Origin of the sequence: Pontibacter sp. BAB1700 (genome assembly GCF_000277005.1) — a bacterium.
Lineage (GTDB): Bacteria > Bacteroidota > Bacteroidia > Cytophagales > Hymenobacteraceae > Pontibacter > Pontibacter lucknowensis.
Genome location: NZ_AKIS01000131.1, coordinates 22,879 through 30,907 on the forward strand (window position 1 = coordinate 22,879; position 8,029 = coordinate 30,907).

At 49.2% G+C, this 8,029-nt stretch carries 5 protein-coding genes; 1 reads left to right on the forward strand and 4 read right to left on the reverse strand.

The annotated features are described in order from the left end of the window. Positions 1–337 precede the first annotated feature (337 nt). Genes O71_RS26595 through O71_RS23405 form a run of 3 tightly spaced genes read right to left on the reverse strand, consistent with a single transcriptional unit; the run spans position 338 to position 5,773 of the window. Positions 338–577, reverse strand: a complete 240-nt coding sequence (locus tag O71_RS26595) for a hypothetical protein (RefSeq protein ID WP_051017786.1) — start codon at positions 575–577, stop codon at positions 338–340. Then, positions 577–5,094 (reverse strand): alpha-2-macroglobulin, encoded by a 4,518-nt coding sequence (locus tag O71_RS15470; protein WP_192811694.1) that lies wholly within the window; start codon positions 5,092–5,094, stop codon positions 577–579. The genes O71_RS26595 and O71_RS15470 overlap by 1 nt, the downstream gene beginning before the upstream one ends. Beyond that, on the reverse strand, positions 5,069–5,773 hold the full coding sequence (locus O71_RS23405; protein ID WP_155800949.1) for a hypothetical protein: 705 nt from the start codon (positions 5,771–5,773) through the stop codon (positions 5,069–5,071). Before O71_RS23405 ends, O71_RS15470 begins: the two co-directional genes overlap by 26 nt. Positions 5,774–6,736: 963 nt before the next feature. On the opposite strand from O71_RS23405, the gene O71_RS15475 reads away from it, so the two are divergent. Beyond that, the gene (locus O71_RS15475) at positions 6,737–7,402 is read left to right on the forward strand and encodes a hypothetical protein (protein WP_007658501.1); all 666 of its coding nucleotides are present in this window, start codon (positions 6,737–6,739) and stop codon (positions 7,400–7,402) included. Between the two features lie 56 nt (positions 7,403–7,458). On the opposite strand, the gene O71_RS15480 is transcribed toward O71_RS15475, so the two are convergent. Then, entirely contained in the window at positions 7,459–7,974 is a 516-nt protein-coding gene (locus tag O71_RS15480) for a murein L,D-transpeptidase family protein (protein WP_040574404.1), read from the reverse strand. Positions 7,975–8,029 lie beyond the last annotated feature (55 nt).

Here is an 8,029-nt window from a genome sequence, read left to right on the forward strand (position 1 = left end):
GCGCGAGCGTCCTCGCTCGTGTCTACTATGGTGGGGCCTCTGGCCCAGGTATAACTGCTCTTGCTAGCGTAGCGGCGGCTATTCAGGTATAGCAAGCCGAGTTGTTTCATCGCCTGCCCTGGCCGGGCGGGCCTTACTTTTTGTCTTGATACAAAAAGTAAGACAAAAAGTCAAGACCCTCCAAACTCGCTGAACACTCGAACAGTGGAGTGTCATTAAGTGCACTTGGTACAGGTGATCTGTTCCATAGCTCAAGGGACAAGGATGTCTTTCAATGCGTACCAGTGGTGTGTGCAGAAATCCACTCCTAAACTCTCAAACTCCTCAACTCCCAAACTCACCTCACTCTCACAACCCCACCCCCCGAGTAGCTATGATACTCTGCATTATACATCGCATCAGCCCCGATCGGCCCTAACTGAAACGTCCCCTTCGACACGGCACGTACCTGGTAGAAAAAGTACTGCGGCTCTGGCTTGGCGGTGGCGTAGAGGTTGATCCTGTCGTCGCGGATGTCGATATGATCCGGGGTAGCAGGTTTTTGCGCTTCTATCCAGCCGAACTCACGGGCTGTCATCAGGCGCGGTTTTCTATCTCAAAACCGGCTGGCAGCATGTCGGTGATGGCGATGTTAGGCATGCTTCTGCCGTCCAGCGACTGCAGCTCCACACGCACTACCACCAGATCGTTTTGCCGGAAGGTATTGTCAGTGATTTCTCTGCCATTGCGGTCGAAGAAGGTTTTGCGTACTTTCAGGTAATTGTCTTCGCGCTTCACGTCGCCGCTCTGGCTGATGCCTTCCAGTTCCCAGAAATAATAGGCAGTGCCTGTTCCCTTACTTCGAATACTGATCGGGCCGCTGCTGATGTTATTGGTCAGCGTCAGGTCGTTACCGGAGAAGGTGCCGATCTGCTTTCCGTTCTGGTATACCTGCGCCGTTTGGTTGCCCTGGTTCCTGCTCGACAGCTTACCCAAAGCCATCAGCGCAAAAGCACGTTCCTGGGTGTTGTACCACCGCTTCGAGCGCAGCTCATCAGATAAATGTCGGGCCAGTGTGCCGACCTGCGGGTTGTCCGGGTCAGCTTCAATCAAACTGTTCAGCGAGATCGCCATGTCACGGATGGGTGAGTAGAAGCTGCCGCCGAGGGCACGTACAGAGGTTTCGCCGGCAAAGGAGCGGGGCAGGATCTGGTTGAAGCTTTCGCGGCTGCCGTTCAGGGCGTAGGTGCTGGCCAGCAGGTAGCGGGCATCCAGCGACAGCAATTCCGGTTTGGCTTTGTAGTAGTTCATGGTAGACCAATCCACCGTGCCCGCGATGCTGAGTACGTAGAGCGAGTAAGTGGTTTCGCGGGCGGCGATGTACTTGCTCTTCACCTGGCGGCTGACATCGTAGTAACGGTATTCTTCCATGGCCTTGCCTTTTACCTTCTGTTGCAGGTAGCGCACGGCTTTATCCAGCACTTCCTGCGTTATCGGGAAGCCCGCCTTCTTCGCCTCCAGTAAAAAGTGCGTGGCATAGGTGCTGCTCCACCAGTCGGTGTAGGTGCCGCCGGGCCAGTAAGTAAATCCGCCGTCATATTGCTGCATCAGCTCAATTTTGGTGATAGCCTCCTGCACCAGGTAGTTCGGGTTGAAGCTGCGGCTCTTGTTGTCCTGTTGCAGCGAACGGGCCAGGTCAGTGTAGTAGAGCAGCGGGAAAGCCGTGGAAGTAGTCTGCTCCAGGCAACCATGCGGGTAGCGCAGCAGGAAGGTAATGTCATCCGTAAACTGTGCTAGCGGAGAACGGCTCACCACCAGCTTGGCCGACACCGACGAAGGTATAAAGTCGTTGGCCAGTTTGATGTCGGCTGTGGCGCCGTCTTTCACGCTGCCAGCATCCACTACTTTGGTCAGTGGTGCGATAGGGCGTACCGTGATATCGGTGTTGCTGACAAAAGACTCGTTCAGGGCATTGACCGTCACTTTCACAGTAGCCTGCCCGATGGCAGGAGTAGCTACTAATTTGTAAGTTACCTGCGCCTCGGTGTTCGGATTTATACCTGCTGATTTCCTGGTTTCTCCTACTACACGCAGCGGGCCTGTCACGGCGATGGTGCTGGCGGCTGTGGCTTTGGTCGTGGTGGTATTGCTGAGCGTAACCGGCACCAGGATGGTATCGCGCGGACTCACAAAACGAGGCAGGGCCGTGCTGATCACCACCGGATCTGACACCCGCATCATCTTTTCGGATGAGCCGAAGGCATTGTCCTTATAGGCCACGGCCATAATGCGCACCGCCCCCGAGAACTTAGGTATACGCACGTTTACGGCTGCCTCGCCGCTGGCATTTGCCTTTAACTGCCCGCTCCACAGCGACACGAGCTTTACCCGTTTGCTGGTGAGCGGATTGATGCGTTTTGCCAAATCGTAACCGTCGCCGCCAGTGCTGGAGCGGTTGCCAAGTTCCGGGAACAGGAAGGGGTACAGGTCATAGCCCGTCACTTCCAGCGCCCGCTTCTGGTAGAAGAAGCCATGCGGGTCAGGTGTTTGGTAATCCTTTATCTGCAGAATGCCTTCATCCACCACGGCCAGGGTCACTTCAGCGTTTGGCGCCGTTTTCACCTTCACCTGTTGCACACGGCTGGAGCGGGACGCTTCGGGTGCCTGTATGGCAACAGACAACTGCGTGCTCTTCCTGGTAACACTAAGGGGTTTAAATCCACGGGCAATGGTCAGTGGCATCTGGTTGTCCTTAACCTGGCGCAGGGCAATGGCGGTAATGTAGGCTGTTGGTAGGTGTTCGTCTTTGATCGGCAGGGTAAGCGAAGCGGCTTTTTTGTCGGTCTTGAGGTAGTAGTAGCTCAGCACTTTGTTCTGTTCCACCGTCACCAGAATCTTCCCGGCAAATGGAGACTTGAACAAAACTTTAGCCTGGTCGCCTACCTCGTATTTTTCTTTGTCGAGTGATATATCTACTTCGCCCTCGGTGTTCACGGCAAAGGAGGTGCTTTCGGTATCGCCCCAGCCGTAGGCATAGAACTCCTGCGCCACGTAGTTGTAGGCGCCCGGACGCATCACCCGAATTTCATACTGCCCGGAAGTAACAGGGGTGAAATTGAACACAGCGCCATTGGCAGGTATTTGCATATCCTGATTAATGATGACCTGCTCTCTGCGCTGCGACCTGTAGCTGTACTCGTCGCTATGACGAGCAATCACCGATTCGTAGGTATAGCGCACGAGTTGCACTCTGGCTGTGGTCTTAACCGGTGAACCAGTGCGATCGAGGGCAATTAGCGGAATGTTGAGTGCGCTGCGGGTACTCACATAGTCATCAAAGTTCCGGATACCGTAAAAAGCCTGCTGCGTACTCACGTCAAACTTGTTGAGGCGGTTTACTGGTCGGCCGGTTTCATCGAAAACAGTGGTATAAAGTGAACCGTCCAGTAAGCCGATATCTTTGAAGTTCTCCAGCTCAAAAGTTTCCTGCCCTTTGCCCTGCGCGTCGGTTTCTCCCTGGCGGGTGCTGGTCTGGATGTTGATGGAGCCGGAGGTATGGATATCAAAAGTATAATCTGGGTAGCGCTTGGCCTCAAAGGTTTTCTTTTTGAGGCTGAGCTGCGTTTCGTAGTTGCGGTTAGCGGCCGGGGGGCCGAACAGGTTCTGCGCCGTCAGGTTAAGTACAAGCTTCTCGCCGGCATTGTAAGTGCTTTTGTTGAGGACAGCCGTCACCTTCAGACGGTCGGGCATAAACTCTTCTACACCTATCTTCTTTGCGTTCAGCAGTACATCGTTGCCGGAGTATACCTCCAGGGTATAAGTACCCGTGACAGCAGCTCCGTTCAGGATGAAACTGGTTTCGCTGGCGCCTTGGTTGTTCAATTTGCCTTTGGTGCTACGGTACTCTTTGCCGTTGGGTAAGAGCAGTTTCACTTTAATAGGCAAGCCTGCCACCGTTTTCCAGTCCGGCGTGCGCACCACCGTGTTGACATGAATGGTGTCGCCGGGGCGGTAGAGATCGCGATCTCCATAGATGAAGGCGTCGTAGTTCAGATCGGTCAGGCGTTTGCCACCTACTTCAAAGCGGGAGGTATTCACCTGGGTCTGGCTATAGGGCATGTAATTGAAGTCGTCACCTTTGCGGGCCGTGATCATGCCGATCTTAAAATCAGGTGCTGCTGTGCCGGTGTTGCTGAACCGGGCCACCCCATCCTTGTCAGTCGTGGCTTTGTGCACCACCTGGTTGTTGGTGCTGATAAAGCAAATTTCAACCCCGTCCAGGGTGCTGGCCTCGCGAATGGAATTGGCAAATACCACTACTTCGTCCTTGCCCTGCTTGGCGATCAAACCAATATCCGACACCGACACAATTTTGGAATCCTTCAGCCAGTTTTTATCAGTGCTGGCCACGGTGATCACATACAATCCTTTGAACTGGCTATCGAAGTCGAGGTCGTGCAGGTTGAGGTTGAGCAGGTAGGAGCTGCCTTGCTTGCGCAGGCTTTCGGTGTTGTACTCGCGCTCGAAAAGTGTGTTGCCGTTGTTTTCGTTCACATCGTAGTAGGAGCTGGAGTAGTACTCTTCCGTTTCCTCGTCGTAGTAGCCGTCATACATTTTACCCTCGCGCAGATAGTGCAGAATGTTGTTTTCGTATAACTTGCTGATGCTCACTTTTATGCGCGGCACGTTGCTCAGGTTGAGGGCGATGTTGCGGGCACCCTGGCTGCTGAGGTATATACTCTTTCCGTTGGCAAAACTGATGCTTGGTTGCGTTGAGGCAAACGTGACGCTGTGCCGGTAAGGCTGGCCCATCGGCTTTCCGGCCATACCTGCCAGGTCACCGGAGAGGGTGAGGGTATAGGTGCTGTTCTGGTTGAAGTTACCTTTCAGTACCAAACCGTTTTGCAGGCGCTCCACCGTATACTCCCGGCGCGGGCTAACTTCGATCAGGTTGCTGATGTTGCTATTGGTAACAGGCTGCGTGGTAAGGATATAGATGCGCTCCTGGCCTTCTTCCAATGCGGTCACCACCTCGGCTACCATCATACGCTGGCGGCTTGGCAAGAGTACATCCCGTTCTATGGTCTGGTCAGTTTGAGAGGTGCTTCCTGCCACGCTCAGGCCCCTTGGCAATGTGCAGTCGCAGCGGGATCTCTTTATCCTCTTGTCCTGCCACATTTTTAACCCGAATGGTCACATTGTCTCGGTTACCGCTGGCCAGCTCTATGGGTAGCTCTTTATTTCCTGCATATACTTTTAGATGTTCCCGTAATTCCTGGAAAAGCACCGGATAGTTAAAGTCGAGCTGTAAACTGGCCTCGAGCTGGTTCGGATTGTTCTCATTTGTCACCCAATAGCTTTTTACCTGATGCAGCCGGAGGTAGGGGGTATGGAAAGTTAGGCCCTGACCGGCGGGTATCTTATACTTTTCAGTTGTGTGGCGTAGCAGATTTTCTGTTAGCTCCGCTTTATAATTCGTAGTAGGGGCAAAGGGTTTGTCTGGTGAGAACACCAGTTCGTTAGGAGCCGTCCATTTATACTTGCCGTCCACCCTTGGCGTGATGGTCAGGTATGGAATTGTATCCCATTGGTTCAAAAGCGAATCGCCTACCAGGTCTTTGTCAAATAGGAAGACCAGGTTTTGTTCCCGGGCGATTTCCTGCTCAAAATTCTTGCTTTGCAGCCGCAATTCATCGCTCTTGCTTCGGCAACTGAACACGCAAAGTAAAAACAGCCATACACAGAGTCGGAGCAGGTGCCGAAGTGGTGTGGGGTGGGGGTGTCTTATATTCATAGTATAGGTAGAAGAAGGGCAAAAATTGGTTGGTTGGAGTATACTTTTAAAATGGCTCCTTTGCATTGATTTTAGAGAAAAATGCTACGTAATGATATGAATTTTTACAGTAGTTGCAAAGGAGGCTATACCTAAATCAGCATGATTGAATAAGGTTAAAAAGAATTCATACCTTTTACCGCTTTTATATGGAGTGCCGCCCTGTTATATGTGAGCTATCTAAAGCCAGGACGGTTAGTTTAAAAGCATGTGTCAGTAATAGAAAAATGCCTGATTACAGCTGGTAATCAGGCATTGAAGGTATGGTCAAGTATTTTCTGGTCTACTTTCCGATGCAGAAAGTAATTGTTCATGATTATCAGTTAGTTATGTTGATTTGTAACAGGATTCGTAACAAATGTTTCTTTCAGAAGTCTACTAATATACGGCAAAAAAGGAAAGATAGCAGTTCCTTAGCATTCCTCTTTGGGTTGATGTTTATCACATGGGTGTTGTATTCCGATCGACGCACACTTTCATGTTAATATTTTTAATGAAGACTAAAAATAACAAATTTAGTGCTGTCTTTCAGGTTCCAATCCAAACGGGATCACGGTTTAAGTACGAAAAAACCCTCTTAGTTTAACGCTAAGAGGGTTTTTTATTTTATGGCCTCACGCATGTAGAACAAACTGTTCTACACGTGAAGTATTTTGTTCTACATGTCCGCTTCTGCATTTCTTTAAAAATTTATACAAGGGAACATCTTTTCCAGTTAAATTTTCAGGTTGAAGCTTGTGAAGTAAACTCCATTCTGCACTGCATGCTAAAGTTCATTGCTTAAAGCAATCCTGTCAAGTGTCAATGAACTGATCTATGCCGGTTCCACACCTACACAGTCAAGAAGTCAAAAAAATCCTCACTAGCTTAAAACTTTTGGTTCTGCACTTTATATAATCTGTATAACACAAACAAAATACAAAAATGATAAAAGGTGCACCAACATCAACCCTGAGTGGAGCCGATAAGCTGTTCGACCCTCAATATTATTTGGAAGTAGATATATTCCATCCACAACCTCAGTTCACCTCTGACATGTTTGGGGGTAGTAAAAGCCTATGTGGCAACGAAAAGTATGTGCGTGACTATACAATCTTCGAGTGGGAGAATTGCATGTATCGCAAAACTGGTGGACTCCTTATAGAGGGCGATACATGCAAATATCAACCGGGATTTATCCTAACTTCAGATGTACTATTGTATAGAGACTCAGAAGTTGATATGGTGTTGAAGGGACATGCTTTCAGTGACCTGATGATCTGTGCCATCCATGACTATGATACGGGTGCTGTATGCCATTATCATTTGAGCCTTTTTTTGAGGAGTATTAGCACTGGAGAGTTCTTTGTCATTGCCTATGATTATTCCACATTGTATACAGCCGAATACTTGGCTGAAATTAGTTCAGCACATCCATCAGAAACCCTTTTAGATCTTGGATACCCATTTTATTATGCTCGTAGGATTAAAATCACTGAAGAGGATTTAGTAAATGCAAGCAATAAATATGATGATTTTATGTTATTTAACCTTGATGAATACAGGTCTAGGGCAAGGATATATAAGATAGATAAGCTCTTTGGTAAATAGTGCGACCCTATTCTTTAATTGTAGGCATCTATCTAGAAACACCTAGAGCTTTTCACTTATGGGTGGATCATAATTGGGGTGCCTACAGCCACAGCTCTATACAATTCGTCAATCTCTCCATTAGTCACAGCTATACAGCCTTGGGTCCAGTCTACCCATCGATGCAGCTTCCCAATAAGGCCAGTTCCGTTCCGAAGTCCGTGAATCTTAATTGCACCACCGGGTGATTTGCCAAGCTTCTTTGCGTAGGCAATGTCATCAGCATTAGGGTAGGATATGCCTAGATTCTTATGATAGGCACTGTTGGGGTTCTTGTCGTTGATTGAATAGGAGCCTTCAGGCGTCTTCATGTCTCCTTCGTACTTCTTATGACCAATAGGGGATCCTCCTAAGGCGATAGAATATATTTTTATTAGCCGGCCTTTTGAATAAGCCATTAGCTTCCTTTGAGATTTATAAATGACCAGCTTATCAACTTTGGTGTTTGACGGCAGCTGATCTTCTGAGGATAAGTTAAGTGCTGTCAGACTAAAGAAAGTAACTACAAGTAAAGTGACAGCCTTGTGCCTCATGAGTGGTTCTAATATTTTGATATTCTTAAAATTAAGCAAATAAAACTTTCAAATA